Origin of the sequence: Lactobacillus equicursoris DSM 19284 = JCM 14600 = CIP 110162, from assembly GCF_001434815.1 — a bacterium.
Classification (GTDB): Bacteria; Bacillota; Bacilli; order Lactobacillales; family Lactobacillaceae; genus Lactobacillus; species Lactobacillus equicursoris.
Genome location: NZ_AZDU01000037.1, coordinates 1 through 15,834 on the forward strand (window position 1 = coordinate 1; position 15,834 = coordinate 15,834).

Consider the following 15,834-nt stretch of genomic DNA (forward strand, 5'->3'; position numbering starts at 1 on the left):
TTATTTTCCACTCAGACCGTGGCTGGCAATACCAGCACCAAGCATATCAAGCCGCTCTGGCTAACAGAGGGATCGATCAGAGTATGTCCAGGTTGGGTAATTCTCTTGATGACGGCTTAATGGAAGGCTTCTTCGGCATTCTTAAGCGTGAGATGTTCTACGGCCAAGAACATAAATACAAGGACTTAAATGAGCTTGAGCAAGCTATTCACAAATACATCGATTACTACAACAACGTAAGAATCAAGACAGGACNTCACTTCAGACTGAGTGTGATAGTCACATCACCATTTCCAAGAAGCTTCGACATTCCTGCCGCATTCTGATCGGTAATATGTCCCAGTCTTGTGTAGGCCCAGGAGTTAGCGCCGTAAAAGACAACGATTTGATTCCCGGAATATAAAACGATGTCTCCCGCGCCTGTGGTAGTCTGCTGGTCATCCCTTGGAAGGCTCCGTCCAAGGGAGCCGACCTGTTCAAAACCACCGTACATAGACATTTGAATAGTGAGCGGTTTATCGGTGCACAAATCTCTCAGTGCTTGAACCGACTCATTATTCTCCCATTCTACGTTAACTGCTTTGTCTCCAATCTTCATCTGCAGCATAGCTTCTGTGTCCTCCTTTGTATTCTTTTGTGTGGCTTTGTTTTCATTTGCGGAAGGCTCGTTCACAGATTCTGCTTCTGATGCTGCTTTTTCCTCAGATGTTAAATCATCATTTTGTTTAGAATCAAAAACCTCCACACTTTCCGATTTCCCGGTCGGACTTTCAGATACCGACTGCTTCCCACATCCCGATACCATAAGAGCCAAGACCAATACAAGAATCGGCAAGAGCAATTTCTCTTTTTTCATAGTTGTGTTCTGAACACCTTCCATTTGATTCTCTATTCCTGCAGATTCCGCGCCCTTTATGAAGGAATCGACTAACATCCTTGTGGAACCCCTAATATAAAGGAATGCAGCCTTTTCAATTATTCGCTTATTTCTTTCACCACCCTGGCTGGGACACCTGCCGCGATCGTTCTAGCTGGAACATTCTTTGTAACTACCGCGCCAGCCGCGATAATTGCTCCATCACCAATCGTGACGCCTGGCAAAACAGTTACGTTCGCGCCAAACCAAACTCTTTTGCCAATATGAACCGCTGCTGGCAGCAGATCCCCTCTTTTGCCTGGATCTTGCTCGTGGTTCAAAGTCGTGATCGTGGCGTGGTGGCCAATTAAGGCACCGTCGCCAATATAGACTCCGCCTTGATCCTGAATCGTGCAACCAGTATTAATGAACACATTTTTGCCAACATGAATATTCTTCCCGCAGTCGGTGTAAAATGGCGGCACCAGGCTCAAGCTCCGGTTGACCGGGCTGCCTGTTAGCTTGGCAAACAAGTCCTGCACCTCTTCTGGCGTATGATAGGCATTATTCAGCTCCATCGTTACCTTCAAGGCTTCTTGCGTTAAATATGAGCTATAATCAAGCTCTTCTGAAGGATCAAGGATCCTTTTCCCGCTGTTTGTATACGCTAAAAAATCTTCCAGCTTCATCCCGCTACCTGCTTACTTCAAGTACTTGTCAAAGAAGGCTTCCATCTTATCAAAGGGAATGATGTCCTTTTGGTCGTAAAGGTCGGTGTGACTTGCCCCTGGGATCAAGAGCAGTTCCTTGTTGTCAGTATACTTATTGTCCTTGATCATATTGGCGTATGCGTCTTTAGACATATAGCAAGAGTGAGCCTGGTCGCCATGGATCATCAAAACGGCGTTTCTGATTTCATTTGAATAAGTCAACAGCCGCATGTTCATTAAAGAAGTTGCAGCAGTTACATTCCAGCCATCATTTGAGTTGACGCTGCGCTTGTGGTAACCGCGCGGAGTCTTGTAATATGCGTAGTAGTCCTTGACAAACTTCGGCGCGTCTGCTGGCAGAGGGTCAACCACCCCACCAGCCTTGGCATAGCTGCCAGCCTTGTAGTCTGCCGTTCTTTGTTTGTTCAAGGCAACTCTCATCTTGTGCCGGGCTTCTTCGTTGTCATCGGCGTCAAAGTATCCGTTACCAGCCACTCTGGACATGTCATACATAGTTGAAGTAACTGTTGCTTTAATTCTGGTATCGATTGCGGCCGTCTGTAAGGCCATCCCGCCCCAGCCGCAGATGCCGATAATTCCGATTCTTTCAGGATCTACATTGTCTTGCACTGATAAAAAATCAACCGCGGCTTGGAAGTCTTCGACGTTGATGTCTGGGCTGTTCACAGCTCTTACATTGCCGCCGGATTCACCAGTAAATGATGGATCAAAAGCAATGGACAGAAAACCCCTTTCTGCCATTTCCTGCGCGTATAAGCCGCTTGATTGTTCCTTAACTGCCCCAAATGGACCAGAAACTGCAATTGCAGGCAATTTTTCTGCGGCATTCTTTGGCGTGTACATGTCAGCGGCTAAAGTAATGCCAAAGTGATTTACAAAGGTTACTTTTTTATGGTCAACCTTGTCACTCTTTGGAAAGACCTTGTCCCATTCTTGCGTTAACTTTAATTCTTCTGTCTGCATCATATTTTTGCCTCCGTTATTTCCTAATAGACTGCTCTTTTTCTGCTTTTCTAATTAAATTATCCAGCAAGTCGACCTTGCGGCTGCATTCATGTAAAATGCCCACTGCGCGGCACCTTGCCAATTTCATTTTCCGAAGGGCATCCTCATTTTGCCCGCCTCTATATAAGCAAATAATCTCGTTAGCCAAAGCCTCTTCACAGCCTGCGTCAGCCAGGCTGTGTTTGAGTGTCGGTAAATCCATTCCGGTCTCCTTGTCTTTGATCTTACCTGACTCTTAGTATAAATCCTTGCCTAACCCCATGCTAATCGTTATAATTCATCTCAAGATATTCTTTTTATGAATGATGAGGAGAAAAGATGGAGCTTCGCACTTTACGTTACTTTTTAGCAGTTGCCAGAGATGAGAACATGACTCGGGCCGCGGAAAGCCTACATGTTACCCAACCGACCCTGTCCAAGGCCATTAAATCCCTGGAAGAAGAACTGGGGCAGAAACTTTTTACTAGAAAGGCCTTCAGCATCAAATTAACCGACGAAGGCTTTCTCTTGCGCAACCGGGCTGAAGACTTGGTCAGCATGGCTGACAAGATTGAAGAAGAATTTTTGTCCTTAGATGACATTACGGGTGGCGACCTCTACCTTGGCCTGGCTGAATCCTATCAGATCAGCTTTTTAGCCAAGGAGATCAATTCATTTAAGCAGTTATATCCGGATTTACGCTACCACATCACTAGCGGTGATACTTCCCAGGTGGCTGAGAAGCTGGACAAGGGCTTGCTGGACTTTGTTGTTTTGGCGGAAATACCTGACACAAGCAAGTATGAATCCTTGCTTTTCCCAGAAACCGATACTTGGGGCGTGGTCATGCCAGCTGACCTGCCACTGGCCGAAAAAGCAGCGATCAGCGTTGACGACCTGGTCGGCCTGCCCCTCTTTTGCTCGGATCAAGGCTGGAAAAATGATATCTCTCGCTGGGCCAAAGACCGGATGGATGAGCTCCAGCTAGAAGGCTCTTTCGGCCTGGTCTACAATGCCTCTCTTTTTGCCAAGGAGCACCTGGGTTATCTGCTTTCCTTTGACAAGTTGGTCGACACGTCCCCAGGAAGCGGGATGGTTTTCCGGCCGCTGACGCCAAAATTGGAGACGAATTTATACCTTGTTTGGAAAAAATATCAAATACTTTCTCCGATTGCTGAACGCTTTTTAAAGCAGATCAAAAAGTCCTTCGGTCAAAAATAGACAGCCACGGCACCCTTTTTCCAGCCACTTGGTCATGCAAAGCAAGCCAGAAAGTTATTAATGAGTGAATGCTTCTCGCTGTGGCGGTTGTAGATCACCTTGATCCGGTACTTGTTCCGCTTGCTCGCCCCCGCCAGCGGCAAATAGCTGATATGTTAGATATAGTTACCCAGCAGTCAAGGATACCGTCATACTCTTCATCGGGCAGCTGGCTGCTTTCTTTGATCGCAGTGAAGCCCGTTTTTAACCTTATCACGTAGTAGCAATCTTTATTTACGTTGCAGTGCTGGATCATATCGAAGGATAGATATCCGCGATCCATTAGGACGATATACTTTCCGCACTCAAGCCTAGAAAGCATCTCAACGGCTGCCTTTCGTATTTTCAACATTATACCCCAAGCCAAAGAAAAGGACGTACAGCTCGTACGTCCTTTTTCTACTTATCCAGTGTTGGTACTACCGTCATGTCTGACGTGTCATTGACGAAAGAATAGATCGGATAGCCAAAGTTGCCATCCTCATCAATACTCTGAGCCAGGGTTTGAACAAAGAACTCGACCCAGGCCTCATCAGGATCGTCAGGGTTATCAGTTTGTGGTGTAACCCAAATTTTGCTGGCTACTTGCCTCAGATCTCGATAAAGAGCAATACCAATTGCAACATTATAAAAGTCAAAAGTCGCCTCGAAAGCAACCGGCTTTTTGCCAGGAATCATTTTGATATCAATATCATCTGGAAGATCAACCGGCATTATCATCATCCGGCCAGTGATTGGACCATTTTCTTTCTCAAAAGCCTGTATCTTCCCTTTTTCTCGTAAGCTATCTTCCAATTTCTCAAATAGTTTCTCGTTGGCTAACATGTTTTCCTCTCTTCATAGAAAAAGGACGCGCTAACTGCGGCGTCCTTCACGGCTACTAAAATCCTAAACGATGATTATGTCTTGCCCAGTCCTTGATCAGTTCCTTGGCTACCACGTAGATGGCAATCAAAATTACCGTCGCAATGAGCAAGGCGATCATGTCCTCTGGGTACATGGATACAAAAATCGCAAATACAATAAAAGCAACAAAACACACGATCAAATCAACAATTTTCTCGCTTAGCATTTTGATCACCCGTTTCCTAATAAAAGGATTCAGTAACCGCTTTTATACTTTTATTATATGTCTAGGCTGGTTGGATGTCAAAATTCTACTGGTATGCCTAGGCGAATCGCGTGGGCGCTAGTCTTGTGGCCGACAAACGGCGTCTTGGCAATCGGCAAATTCTCTGGAGTTACTTCTTCCAGGTAGTCGACCACCACGTTTTCCTGCCCCATGTTCTCAAGCTCGGAAAAAGTCCCAAGCAAGATCCCGTTGACTTGGTCAAAGAGCCCCATCTCCCGGCACTGCTCAAGCAGCGACGTAATCAGCTCTGGCTTGCCGTGCAGTCCCTCAAGTAAGAGGATGGCACCGTTAAGATCTGGCCAATTTTTGGTCCCGGCTAATTTTAAAAGGCAGCGCAGGTTGCCGCCATAAACCGGTCCCTGCATCCCCGTCCCGCGCACAAAGGTCACGTCTAAGTCCGCGGTTGAAATCTGGCCATCTAAAACTTTTTGCAAATAGCCAGATTCCACCAAGTCAGGATTGTCTAAGCAGTTCCGCACCTGGAAGTTAACGGCCTTGTTGCCGTTCTTAGCCAGCGCCGTCAAGATGGTGGTCAGGTCACTGTACCCGTAAAAAGTCGCCTGGCTGTCTTTGATTTGGGCTAGGTCCAGGTTGCCCAAAACCGTGTTGGCGAGGTCGCCACCTGATATGTCAAAAAGATGCTTAACTTCAGGATCGTTGAAAAAACCGGTTAGCTCCTTTGCCCGCCGCTTCCCCAGGCCTGGTGGTGTGTCTGTCAGGTACCGGCTAACTTCGACTTCGAGGCCATAGCCTGATAGTAGGTCTGCCAACTTGTCAACGGTTGGTAGGTAGCCTTTTTTTAATGGGTTGGAACAACCAACGATTGCTGCTTTTGTCATTTTTTCTCCTTCTTGTAAAAACACCTTGTTACAAATCCTATCTTAGTTCAGTTTGCATTAGTGTACGACCAATTAGCTCAGATTAGACGTTGGAGGATCGCCCCCCAAGTTGACTCAACCGGATTCTTTTTCTCGATTTTTCGCCCCCAAGTTGACTCAACCGGATTCTTTTTCTCGATTTTTCGCCCCCAAGTTGACTCAACCGGATTCTTTTTCTCGATTTTTCGCCCCCAAGTTGACTCAACCGGATTCTTTTTCTCGATTTTTCGCCCCCAAGTTGACTCAACCGGATTCTTTTTCTCGATTTTTCGCCCCCAAGTTGACTCAACCGGATTCTTTTTCTCGATTTTTCGCCCCCAAGTTGACTCAACCGGATTCTTTTTCTCGATTTTTCGCCCCCAAGTTGACTCAACCAAACTCATTTTTTCATTTTTTTGCCCCCAAGTTGACTCAACCGGACTCATTTTTTCGTTTTTTTGCCCCCAAGTTGACTCAACCGGACCTATTTTTCCGTTTTTTGCCCCCAAGTTAACTCAACCGGATCTATTTTCCCGCTTTTTCGCCCCCAAGTTGACTCAACCGGACCTATTTTCCCGCTTTTTCGCCCCCAAGTTGACTCAACCGGACCTATTTTTCCGTTTTTTTGCCCCCAAATTAACTCAACCAAGCTCGGTTGACATACTTTGGGGGCTAATTTCGCCAAAATCCAACCCGGTTGACATACTTTGGGGGCTAATTTTGCTAAAAAACAGACCCGTTGACATACTTTGGGGGCTAATTTCGCCAAAATCCAACCCGGTTGACATATTTCGGGGGCTAATTTTGCTAAAAAATAGACCGGTTGACATACTTTGGGGGCCATACACAACCCAGTGTCCTTACGGCCAAACAAAATAAGCCCGGCCGAGCCGGGCTTGTACCTATTGTCTTAATCCCTTTGGATAGTAGTTCTTCAGCTGCCCCTTGGCCAGCTTACCAAAACTAAACACCATGCCGCGGCATGCCACCAGGACAAAGCCGGACAAGGCGCTCTCTACTTGTACGCTCTCCCCGTGGAGGTAGCGTTCGTAACCTGCTTCGTCCAGGTCCACGACCTTGTCTTGTGCCACCTGTCCCAGCCATTCAGCCAGCTGGTGGCTCGGCTCAAACCGCTTTTTCTTCAGCATCCCTAGCTCCAGGCCGTTGTTCAAGATCTTCACGCCGGCCACCGCACTCGGGTCGATTGCTGGCCAAAAGACGTGGTCGTTGCTCTTCAGCAGATCTCGCCCAAAATTGATCGCCTTTGGCCAGGCAAAGCCCGCCAAGGCCGCTTCGATATAGCCAACCTCTTCCTTGCTTGGCCGCTCCGGACTAGCGCCGCGCCCCTTTTTCCTATCCTTAGCCTTAACCTTCTTTTTCCTAACCGGAAACTGATCGTCCGCAGCCACGTCGGACGCTGTCCCTGGCTTGGTTAAGGACGCCGCAAATTGCCCTTCGCCTAGGCCATCTTGTGGCCAAAAGCGGGCGCAGTTGACCAGGCTCTCATCCCCGTTGCCCCAGTCAGGCCGACCATCCGCATGCGGCACGCCCGTTAGGTTCACCGGGTTCACCGTGAAGCCTTGGTCCATTAGCCAAGACACGATCTCCTCGTCTTCTTCTGGGGAAAAAGTACAAGTGGAGTAGACCAGCTGTCCGCCTGGTTTCAGCATCTTAACCGCTTCTGTCAAAATCTCCTTTTGCCGGGCCGCGCATAACTCTACATTTTCCTGGCTCCAGTACTTGACCGCGTCCTCGCTCTTGCGAAACATCCCTTCGCCGCTGCAGGGTGCGTCGACTAAGATCTCGTCAAAAAATTCTGGAAAGACTGGGCTCAGTTTGTCCGGTGAAGCGCTAGTCACCAAGGCATTGCCCACACCCCACCGCTCCAGGTTTTCCCGCAAGATCTTAGCCCGGGACGGGGAAATTTCGTTAGCAACGAGTAGACCCTCACCCTCCAACTTTTCCGCTAAGGCAGTGCTCTTGCCGCCTGGTGCCGCACACAAGTCTAGCACCTTGTCGCCAGGTTGAACTGCTGTCAGATGCGCCGGGAACATGGCCGCCGGGTCTTGGGAATAGACGCTCCCGCTGACCCATTCCGGGTCCTTGCCGGAAATTTCCCCGTAGTAAGCGCTGGGGATGCCGGAAACCAGATTATCCAGCGTATAGATCACCTTTGTCCTGTCTTTCAGGGTGTTCACCCGGTAGGCCTTTTTGCTTGGCTCCATTAGCGCGGAAAAAAGCCTCCCGGCTTCTTCTTCGCCGAGCAGGCCCGTAAACTTTTTCTTAAACTCAACTGGGATTTCCATCATTTACCATCCTCATTTTTCTAATAAAGTAGACCAGTAAGGCCGTATAGGTAATCAGCTCAATCACCGTCGTCCCGGCCAAAATCAAGCCCAGCGCCATCCGGTTGCCAAAGTAGGCCTTCCAAATCAAGAAATAGTAGGCCCCTAAAGATTCCAAAATCAAGAAGACAATGAAGCGGCCACTCTTGTTTAAAACCAGGTTGGTCAAGAGCTCGCCTTTAACATGGCTCATTTCCGCCCCCTTGAAAGTTAGGTAAGCGTAGAGGCTAACCAGCAAGATGCCAAAGCCGAGCATGAAGGTGATCAAGATGGCTTCTGGCATCAGCAAGGTGAGCCGTCTTTGCCGGTTCCGCTTCACGTAGTCTGGCCAATATGAGTAGCTGCCCAGGTGGCTGGCAATCTTCGAGATCGTGGCTGAGCTGGCGTCAACATAGATCGTGTAGTTCTTTAAGTTGCCATTAGCCGTCGCCTGCTTTTCCCCGGTCGTCAGGTAGTAGTCCTTGCTGTTTTGGTAAGGGACTGCCTTCAAGGTCCCGACCACGCTGTAGTAGCTGTCGTCCAAATTCAGGTAGCTGTTGCCCTGGGTACGGATCACAGAGGCTTCCGTAGCTGACGAAATGGCAGCCAGTGTTACCCGGCTGGTAAAGTCGTCAGCTGAGAAAAAGCGTCCCGAAGATACCGGGAAGTAGGCCAAGTCCCGATTTTGAGCCCAGATCAAGATTTGGTTGCTGTTTTGCTTATTTTTCAGCTGCAGCTGGATGCTTTCCTTAGGGTACTCTTTTTCCAGCCACTTGATAAAAGTAGAGATCTTCTGGCTCTTCTTGGCCTTGACGATCCGCGATTCCATGCTCATCCCACGCGATTGGAGAATCTGGTCAGCCAGCTGAGACTGCATGTTGGAGCAGACTGTGCCCACACCGAGAAAAAGCAGGAAGATCCCGATTAAGACCAGCAATTTGCGCCATTTCATTGCTTCACCTCAAAAATTTGTTCCTTGATAAAGTCGTAAGACTTAAAACTGCGGTTGATCTTTTTCAGGGAATCGGACTTGACGAACTTGGTCTTTTGCCAAAATTCTGACGAGTTGGTGGCCCCATTTTTCTCCCCGATAAAGACCAGCTTGGCCCGAGGGGCATAGTACTGCTGGGCCTTGATCAAGTCGAGGTCCGCCTGCCCAAAATTGGGTGCCCAAGAGCACAAAATAAGGTCGACTGCTGCATACTTTTTTACTGCTTGGTCAGCGGGCAGGTCCTCTACCCGGTAAAAAGGCTTTGACCCCGTCTGCGAAGTTTTGGCCCATTCTAAGGAGTCCGTCGCCCAAACCTGGACGCCAGCGTCTGAGAGCGCCTTTGACCAGTAAGCATTGCCAGCCATGACCTCCAACGCCGTTTCCACGCCCAACTCTTCTTTTAGCAAATTGGCCGTTTCAAAGTTGGGCACCGACCAGATGCCGTATTGCAAAGACAGATACTGGCGGACGTTATTAAAAAGCTTATTCAAGGTCTTGAGCCGGCTGTAGTCTTCATCGCTCATTTCCCAGCTGAGCTCACCCATTTTCCGGTCGCTCAGGCCTAGCTTGCCAGGCGCAGAGGCCAAAAGCCGCTGTCCCTGGACGATCGAGTCCAGCAGCTCAATTTCCGCCACCTGCCGGGCGATTTCGGGATCGGTAAAGCCAACTCCCAAGTCCTTGATCTTTTCAATAAATTCTGTCATCTGTTATACCTCAAGCTAGATTTTACCATTTTACCGGCTATTTAGGTAGGTTTGCACTATCAATCACTATAGCAAAGATTCCGCCACTTCGGGCTTTTTAAAGACTTTCTTAAGAAAAAACAGGCTAGCTTGGCTAGTCTGTTTCTAATAGCTATTTAACTGCATTAACCAATCAGGCTTCAGAAGCTAACTCGGCCATCTCTTCGTCAACCCCGTTGGCAAGGAGCATGTCCTTGGTGGCTTCTTTTTCTGCTTCGGCCTTGGAAAGCTGAACCGGCATTGGCTTGCCCATCCCGGTAGCTAATTTCACCATTTCTTGGTCAACGCCATTTGCGGCCATGGTTTCAGCTTCTATGATTTTCTTCATACTTGCCATTTTAATCAACCTTCTTTACTCAAAATCTGAAAGTCAATAAAAGCCTTTTCATATCTATAGTATAGCACCTTTTGGCAAAAAGTTTTTTTGGCAAGCATGCCACTTTTTCATCTTCTAATTAAGTAAAGTTTCTTGGCAAAAAAGCTAAAATTTTTAAGTTTCTTAATTTAAAAATATCGCTAACTAGCGCAAATCAGCCAGGTCATATGGGGTTTCCTGGTAGACCGCGTAGTTGATCCAGTTGGAGAAGAAGGTTGACGCGGCTAGGCTCCAGGTCAGTTTCGGCTTCTTTTTTGGATCGTCGTCTGGGAAGTAGTTAACCGGCAGCTGCGGGTCGATTCCCGCCTTTTGGTCGCGGAAGTATTCTTCAGCCAGGGTGTCTCTCGTATATTCAAAGTGGCCAAAGGAAAAAATCTGTCTCATGTTTGGCGTGGCCGCAATCGCCACGCCAACTTCCTTGCCAGCCGCCAAGATGTCCAAGCCGGTCTTGGCCAATTGGTCAGGATAAACGGTCGTATAGCGGGAGTGGGGACACTTGTATGAGTCATCAAAGCCGCGGGTGAGCAGACTTGGCGTGACCAAATCCTGCTCATAGATGCCGGACAATTTTGCCTTTAATGGCTGCTTGTCAACGCCATAGTGGTAATATAGCCCAGCTTGAGCGCCCCAGCAAAGGTGGAGGCTGGAGAAGACATGGCTTTTGGACCACTCCATCAAGTCGCTGAGTTCTTGCCAGTAGTCGACCTTTTCAAAAGGCAATTTTTCAACTGGGGCCCCAGTGATGATCATCCCGTCGTAACGCTTGTCCTTGATGTCGTCAAAGGTACGGTAGTAGTTTTGCAGGTATTCGTTAGACGTATTTTTGGACACATGGGTGGCCATATAGAGGAATTCGACTTCCAGCTGCAAGGGGGTGTTGGCTAGGTGGCGGAGGATATGCACTTCCGTATTCATCTTCTTAGGCATCAGGTTAACCACCAGGATCTTTAATGGACGGATGTTCTGGGTCATGGCGCGTTCAGACTCCATGACAAAAATGTTCTCCTGCCTCAAGCGATCAACTGCGGCTAATCTTTTGTCTAAGGTGATTGGCATAGCTTTTCCTCCTGTTTTCTAAACCTATAAACTTGTAAAAAATAAGTCCTATTAAATGTAACACTCTTTTTGAAAAAAAGCTAACAAAAAAATTAGAAGTCTCAGACGAGACTCCTAATTTTGATATCGTTACTTATTTACATTTCGTCGATGGCGTAAACCACGCTCTTGACCTTGGTCATGGCTTGGATGGAGTACTTCACGCCTTGAACGCCGGCACCGGAGTCCTTGACGCCCAAGAATGGGAAGTTGTCAGGACCACGTTGGGTCTTGTTGTTGATGTGGACCGTGCCCACTTCCAGCTTTTCAGCGATGCCAAAGGCACGTGGAAAGTTGCGGGTGAAGACAGAGCTTTGCAAGCCGTATTCAGACTTGTTGGCAATTTCGACGGCTTCTTCTACGCTCTTGACACGGATAAATGGCAAAACTGGGCCAAATGGTTCTTCCCAGGCAAGGCGCATGTCAGTCGTGACGTTATCAAAGACCATTGGGTAGAGCAAGTTGCCTTCCCGCTTGAAGTCAAAGAGTGGCTTAGCACCCTTTTCCTTGGCTTCTTCAATCAGGCCTTGCACGTAGTCAGCTGACTTGGTGTTGATCAAAGGCGTAATGTCGGCGTTGTCTTCTGGCATGCCCACAGTCAGGCCCTTAACGAGGTCAGTTACCTTGCCGACCAATTCATCAGCTACGCTGTCCATGACCAGGACCCGCTTAACGGCAGTACACCGCTGCCCAGAGTAGCCAAAGGCACCGGCCACGATGTTCTTAGCTGCCAAGTCTAAGTCAGCATCTTCTAAGACGATGGCTGCGTCCTTGCCGCCCAGTTCCAGCATGATTGGCCGCATCCCGGCCAGCTTGCCGATGTTCTTGCCGACAGCACTTGAACCAGTAAAGTTGATGAAGTTCACGGCTGGGTGTTCAACGATGTAGTCGCCAATCACGCGCCCTCTACCGGTAATGGTGTTGAAGACGCCAGCTGGCAGGCCACTTTCAGCAAAGGCCTTGGCCAAAAGGAGACCTGAGATTGACCCTTGTGTTGGCGGCTTAAAGGCTACAACGTTCCCGCCCATCAAGGCTGGGGCAATCTTTGAACCAGCCAGGTTAACTGGGTAGTTGAATGGGGAAATAGCCAAAACCAGGCCAACTGGTTCCCGGCGAACAACCGCGATCCGGTTCTTGCTTGCAGGGTCAAAGTTGCCGCCTTCCATGACCTCGCCGTCCATGGTTACGCCGACCTTGGCCGTGTAGTCCACGATTTCCGCGGTTCTGGTCACTTCGCCGATGGCGCTCTTTAAGCCCTTGGCGATTTCCTTTGACAGGGTTGAGCCGATCTTTTCAGCATCCCGGTAAAGGATGTCAGCTGCCTTTTCCAAATATTTTGCCCGTTCTGCGTATGACAGGGCCCGCCAAGCAGGGAAAGCATTCTTGGCGCTGGCCATGACGTAGTCAACGTCTGCGTGGGACATGGCTGGGACCGTGCCCAGAGATTCCCCGTTGGCTGGGTTGAAGATTTCGATGTGATCTTCAGAATCCTTCCATTCGCCATTGACGTAGTTTAAGTATGCTTGAGTCAATGATCTCTCTCCTCTCATGATTTTGTCATTTGCTCAATGTACTTATCATTTTAGACCAGTTCAAAAATTATGCAAGACCTTTTTGGAAATTGGTTATGCTAAGTTTTAAATTGGTAGGTACTAATTGGAACAGCTCAAAATCAAAAACATCAAGGTTCTCCTTCATGCGGACCCCTTAAACTGACTTAGGAATTGTTGCCTTTCCTTTCAAGAGAATATATAGTAAAAGACCAGATGCAAGCTATTTAAGCTGTAAAAAAGACTTGTCAATCAATTTGACAAGTCTTTTTTAGCTAGTATTTAACTAATCATTAAAACCTAAAATTCCGCCGGTCGATTTCAAAGTACTTGTCATTTTTTGACATCTTGGAAACCAATCGGAAGGAAATAAAGAATAAGGCCGCAATAAAGGCGAGGAAGATCCACTGCCCCTTGGCTGAATTGAGGGAAGCAATGTAGTCATAGGCCCCATGAATGAGGGCTGGAATAACCACCGCTAAGATCCGATAGAATTTTGACCGAATTTCCTTGCCCAGATAGGCATTGCCGCGGGCCAGGCCGTAAAAGATCCCCATAAAGACGCCAAAGCAAGCATGGCCGGGAATGGCGGTAACGGCACGGACCAGAGCCGTTGAGAAGCCGTACATGAGCACATAGGAGATGTTTTCCCACAGAGCAAAACCCAGAGCTACGAAGACTGCATAAACTACGCCATCATACTGGCAGTTGAATTCTTGGCTGAACCAGGACCGCCTTTTTAAGAAAAAGTACTTGCTGCCCTCTTCGCTAAAACCGACAATCACAAAGTACATGATGATGTTGTAAAGGTCACTTTTTTGCGAGACGAAACTGGTCAGGATGCCGTTGCCGATCCATTCTAAGACTCCAGCCAAAACGGCGGACCAGATCCCGCCGGTCACCATTAACCGCAAAATATAGGGGCTTTCAGGCTCCAGCCGGTCAGACCGGTAAACCTTAACCATTAAAAAGATGGCGGGGATGATGGCCGCCAGGATTAAGAGCCAGTTGTAAACCAGGATTGGCTCCAGAAAGAAGAAGAACATGCTTTGGCCTTTCTACGTAATTAACTGTATTTTCTTTTTTGTATTTATTATACCTTAAACATCCGCTGTATGACTAAGACGTTCGATTCGCTTGTCTAGCGTCGGGTGATCCGAGATCAGGTTGGTACACTAGTGCTTGACGGCGTAGGTATTAAAAGCCATAACCGACACTTCGCCCTCTTGCTTACCTTTCCTCCAAAAAATAGACTTGTCAAAGCATGACAAGTCTATTTTAGCAATTCTTCGATTCTTTTTTTAAAAACTAGTCTAATGCGTTGTAAAAGTCTTCATCAACTGGTTCTAGCCATTCGTTTGATAAATCTTCGCCTGGAATCATGAAAGCCAAGTGGCTGAACCAGCTATTCTTGCTTGCCCCATGCCAGTGCTTGGCGCCTGCTGGAACTTCTACGATGGTGCCAGGCAGGATCTTAATTGGGTCTTGGCCTTCAATTTGACACCAGCCTTCCCCTTCAACCCCGATCAAGACTTGGCCGCCGCCCTTAGAAGCGTGGTGGATGTGCCAGTGGTTGATGCAGCCTGGTTCAAAGGTGACATTGTGGATTTGGAGTGGATCGTCTTCCTTAGTCACTGGGTTAAGGTAAGAGTTGCCAGTAAAGTATTGCGCAAAGCCGTCGTTCGGTTCACCCATCCCGAAGAAGCCGCCGTGACCGGACGTTTCGTCATCTCCGTAAATTTCTTTGGCCATGTTAAAGGCAGCCCAAGCATTTGGCCAGCCGGCGTAAAAGGCAAGATGGGTCAAGATTTCCGCCATTTCGCTCTTAGAAACGCCATTCTTTTTGGCGGTCATTAGGTGGTACTTGAGGGAGCTGTCGGTAATCCCCTTGCTGATGAGGGCAGTGATGGTAACGATGCTCCGGGTCTTGAGTGGCAATTGCCCTTCTCTTGACCAAACTTCCCCAAATAAGACGTCGTCATTTAACTCTGCGAATTTTGGCGCGAATTCACCTAATTGATCTCTACCTGCAGTTTGTTTAACCATTGTCTTGGTTCCTTTCTTTCATCAATTCCTTGACATCCAGCTTTTCTGGTACCTCTTCGATATCGTCAATGCTAGGGTGCCTTTTTTCAAGGAGCGGCTCCTCGCTGCCCAGTTTCAGGGCAGTTTCGTAATACCATTCCTTGTAGTCTAGTTCCTTCATGTAGTAGTTGAGCTGGTCAATCTGGTCTAAGACCAACTGGCGCTGGTCCTTAATTAACTGGTAGCGCTCATTGATGGTCTTGTCGCCTTCCTGCGCCAGCTTAGCGTACTCCTTGATCCGCCTGATCGGCATCCCCGTATTTTTCAGGCAGGTCAAGACTTTTAGCCAGCGGAAATCTTTGACTTCAAAAATCCGGATGCCGTTGACCCGCTTGATATTAGGCAAAAGGCCTTCTTTGTCATAGTAGCGGAGGGTTGACGGAGCGACGTTCATCATTTCCGCCACTTGGGAGATGGTAAAAGTCTTCTCTTCTTGCCCCTGCTTTGCCTTAGTTTCTTCAGTTGGCTTTTTTTCTTCAGCCATCTTTATCACCTCAAATCTTTAAACAGGTTGACACCTCAATCAGCCGGCTCACTCTGTATGCGACCAGCTGCTTAACTTACATTTGTTTTCGCTTACAAGTATAAGATAACATTTAAAGTTAACTTTAAGTCAAGGGATTCGGTAAAAAATCTTCCGCTTTGCCTTGGAGGAAATCCGCAAAGGTTTTGACAGCTGGTGACGGGGGATTTTTCGGTAAAAGGATCCCCATATCAACGTAAAAAGCTGGTTCTATTGGGACTTCAGCGACCTGGCCCTGCCAAATGCCCACTTTATCGACAACCTAGCTAAACAAAAAGCTCTGACTATCTTACGATAATTGATATGACCCCCGAAATTAGGACACTA

General features: G+C 48.0%; 20 protein-coding genes. 2 read left to right on the forward strand and 18 right to left on the reverse strand.

Translation table 11 applies throughout. The features are described 5' to 3' along the window. Positions 1 to 255: IS3 family transposase (locus FC20_RS10140; RefSeq protein ID WP_156402963.1), on the forward strand; the 255-nt coding region annotated here is incomplete at both ends. Position 256: 1 nt separating this feature from the next. Here the strand turns inward: FC20_RS10140 and FC20_RS07225 are convergent. The 4 genes from FC20_RS07225 to FC20_RS07240 are packed head-to-tail and all read right to left on the reverse strand — an operon-like array spanning position 257 to position 2,794. Continuing rightward, positions 257 to 934, reverse strand: a complete 678-nt coding sequence (locus tag FC20_RS07225; protein ID WP_008461473.1) for a cyclophilin-like fold protein — start codon at positions 932 to 934, stop codon at positions 257 to 259. Positions 935 to 975: 41 nt separating this feature from the next. Then, a complete protein-coding gene (locus tag FC20_RS07230) occupies positions 976 to 1,545 on the reverse strand; it encodes a sugar O-acetyltransferase (RefSeq protein WP_008461471.1) in 570 nt (189 codons plus the stop codon). 12 nt (positions 1,546 to 1,557) lie between these two features. After that, positions 1,558 to 2,550 carry an alpha/beta hydrolase gene (locus FC20_RS07235; RefSeq protein WP_420323799.1) on the reverse strand — a complete coding sequence of 331 codons (993 nt, stop codon included), beginning with the start codon at positions 2,548 to 2,550 and terminating at the stop codon, positions 1,558 to 1,560. 16 nt (positions 2,551 to 2,566) lie between these two features. After that, positions 2,567 to 2,794 (reverse strand): hypothetical protein, encoded by a 228-nt coding sequence (locus FC20_RS07240; RefSeq protein WP_008461468.1) that lies wholly within the window; start codon positions 2,792 to 2,794, stop codon positions 2,567 to 2,569. A gap of 116 nt (positions 2,795 to 2,910) precedes the next feature. On the opposite strand from FC20_RS07240, the gene FC20_RS07245 reads away from it, so the two are divergent. Beyond that, positions 2,911 to 3,792, forward strand: coding sequence for a LysR family transcriptional regulator (locus FC20_RS07245; RefSeq protein ID WP_008461467.1), 882 nt, complete (start codon positions 2,911 to 2,913; stop codon positions 3,790 to 3,792). A 438-nt stretch (positions 3,793 to 4,230) separates the two neighbouring features. Here FC20_RS07245 and FC20_RS07250 read toward each other — a convergent pair whose 3' ends face one another. The 14 genes from FC20_RS07250 to FC20_RS07315 all read right to left on the reverse strand — a co-directional run bounded on the left by FC20_RS07250 (position 4,231) and on the right by FC20_RS07315 (position 15,468). Further along, on the reverse strand, positions 4,231 to 4,656 hold the full coding sequence (locus FC20_RS07250) for a hypothetical protein (RefSeq protein ID WP_008461465.1): 426 nt from the start codon (positions 4,654 to 4,656) through the stop codon (positions 4,231 to 4,233). A 55-nt stretch (positions 4,657 to 4,711) separates the two neighbouring features. Then, positions 4,712 to 4,903 (reverse strand): hypothetical protein, encoded by a 192-nt coding sequence (locus FC20_RS07255; RefSeq protein ID WP_008461464.1) that lies wholly within the window; start codon positions 4,901 to 4,903, stop codon positions 4,712 to 4,714. 77 nt (positions 4,904 to 4,980) lie between these two features. Further along, positions 4,981 to 5,802, reverse strand: a complete 822-nt coding sequence (locus FC20_RS07260; protein WP_008461463.1) for an LD-carboxypeptidase — start codon at positions 5,800 to 5,802, stop codon at positions 4,981 to 4,983. Between the two features lie 77 nt (positions 5,803 to 5,879). After that, positions 5,880 to 6,266, reverse strand: a complete 387-nt coding sequence (locus tag FC20_RS07265) for a hypothetical protein (RefSeq protein ID WP_156402961.1) — start codon at positions 6,264 to 6,266, stop codon at positions 5,880 to 5,882. 195 nt (positions 6,267 to 6,461) lie between these two features. Further along, on the reverse strand, positions 6,462 to 6,668 hold the full coding sequence (locus tag FC20_RS10150; RefSeq protein WP_082610492.1) for a hypothetical protein: 207 nt from the start codon (positions 6,666 to 6,668) through the stop codon (positions 6,462 to 6,464). A gap of 54 nt (positions 6,669 to 6,722) precedes the next feature. Beyond that, positions 6,723 to 8,129, reverse strand: a complete 1,407-nt coding sequence (locus tag FC20_RS07275; RefSeq protein WP_008460659.1) for an RsmB/NOP family class I SAM-dependent RNA methyltransferase — start codon at positions 8,127 to 8,129, stop codon at positions 6,723 to 6,725. After that, positions 8,110 to 9,096, reverse strand: coding sequence for a hypothetical protein (locus tag FC20_RS07280; protein WP_008460660.1), 987 nt, complete (start codon positions 9,094 to 9,096; stop codon positions 8,110 to 8,112). Before FC20_RS07280 ends, FC20_RS07275 begins: the two co-directional genes overlap by 20 nt. Next, positions 9,093 to 9,839, reverse strand: a complete 747-nt coding sequence (locus FC20_RS07285) for a hypothetical protein (RefSeq protein WP_008460662.1) — start codon at positions 9,837 to 9,839, stop codon at positions 9,093 to 9,095. The genes FC20_RS07280 and FC20_RS07285 overlap by 4 nt, the downstream gene beginning before the upstream one ends. 172 nt (positions 9,840 to 10,011) lie before the next feature. After that, positions 10,012 to 10,206, reverse strand: coding sequence for a hypothetical protein (locus tag FC20_RS07290; protein ID WP_236697648.1), 195 nt, complete (start codon positions 10,204 to 10,206; stop codon positions 10,012 to 10,014). A gap of 192 nt (positions 10,207 to 10,398) precedes the next feature. Then, complete coding sequence (locus FC20_RS07295; protein ID WP_008460666.1) at positions 10,399 to 11,310, reverse strand: homoserine O-succinyltransferase; 912 nt, start codon at positions 11,308 to 11,310, stop codon at positions 10,399 to 10,401. Positions 11,311 to 11,447: 137 nt separating this feature from the next. Further along, positions 11,448 to 12,881 carry an NADP-dependent glyceraldehyde-3-phosphate dehydrogenase gene (locus tag FC20_RS07300; protein ID WP_008460668.1) on the reverse strand — a complete coding sequence of 478 codons (1,434 nt, stop codon included), beginning with the start codon at positions 12,879 to 12,881 and terminating at the stop codon, positions 11,448 to 11,450. Positions 12,882 to 13,192: 311 nt separating this feature from the next. After that, positions 13,193 to 13,945, reverse strand: coding sequence for a PrsW family intramembrane metalloprotease (locus FC20_RS07305; RefSeq protein WP_008460669.1), 753 nt, complete (start codon positions 13,943 to 13,945; stop codon positions 13,193 to 13,195). Positions 13,946 to 14,207: 262 nt separating this feature from the next. Then, complete coding sequence (locus FC20_RS07310) at positions 14,208 to 14,945, reverse strand: carboxymuconolactone decarboxylase family protein (protein WP_008460672.1); 738 nt, start codon at positions 14,943 to 14,945, stop codon at positions 14,208 to 14,210. After that, complete coding sequence (locus FC20_RS07315) at positions 14,938 to 15,468, reverse strand: MerR family transcriptional regulator (RefSeq protein WP_008460674.1); 531 nt, start codon at positions 15,466 to 15,468, stop codon at positions 14,938 to 14,940. Before FC20_RS07315 ends, FC20_RS07310 begins: the two co-directional genes overlap by 8 nt. Between the last annotated feature and the right edge of the window lie 366 nt (positions 15,469 to 15,834).